The organism is Bradyrhizobium sp. BR 10261 (assembly GCF_019455395.1).
GTDB classification, from domain to species: Bacteria; Pseudomonadota; Alphaproteobacteria; order Rhizobiales; family Xanthobacteraceae; genus Bradyrhizobium; species Bradyrhizobium manausense.
The window spans coordinates 1-781 of record NZ_JACOFQ010000073.1; the positions used below are offsets into that span (position 1 = coordinate 1).

The 781-nt window shown below is 58.1% G+C and carries 1 protein-coding gene; it reads right to left on the reverse strand.

All coding sequences use genetic code 11. From position 1 onward, the window contains the following. Nucleotides 1–728, reverse strand: a 728-nt coding sequence (locus tag HYH07_RS36175; protein WP_220006920.1) for a class I SAM-dependent methyltransferase, incomplete at its 3' end; no start/stop codon positions are given. Nucleotides 729–781 lie beyond the last annotated feature (53 nt).

Consider the following 781-nt stretch of genomic DNA (forward strand, 5'->3'; position numbering starts at 1 on the left):
AATAGGTGCAGCTCCGTCACGTAAGGAAACGCGACGATGTGGTGCCCGATCAGCGCGGGCTCATTTTGGATGATGCTATCAACCGCGGTGCGAACGCGGTCCTGTTCCTCACTCGGCAAGACGGCGATGAAGCTGGTCGACAGGGCGCGGTCCATGATTCCGCTGGGCGGCATAGATTGACTGAATGGATAGCTTTTACTCTCCAGGTGGCGGAAGCGGGCATCGTCGAAGATCACGCGCCATTTTCCGGTAGACTGCCGCGGTGTATCACCCGCATAGCCATCCATGATCCTAGAAAACGCCGCGACCCAGGGTACGCGCTCGTCCCGCACATTCCAGATCAAAGCGAGAGCGCCGTTCGGCTTCAGAACTCGAAAAATCTCCCGTGTCGCCTTTTCATAGTCGAACCAATGAAATGCGGTAGCGCAACAAACCAGACCCGCAACTCGATCAGGCGCCGGAATGCTCTCGGCACTACCGGTAAGGACTTCAACTGCCGCCAGACGATCGACCGGAATGCGCGCAGCCATCTCAGCGATCGGCTCCACCGCCAGAATGTGCTTTCCGCTCAGTGCCAACAGCTCGGTAAATTTCCCGGTGCCGGCGCCAAGATCGATGATCGTGTCGGATTGCGGCAGGTCAGAGAGCAAGGCCACCGGATATTCGGGACGTCCGGAGACATACTCGTTCACTCTGCTCGAATAGCAGGCGGCAGTTGACGTCGCCATGGCTGGACTCCCCTCAACCTGGCAGCAACTGCAACATATCGAAGTCGCAGGTA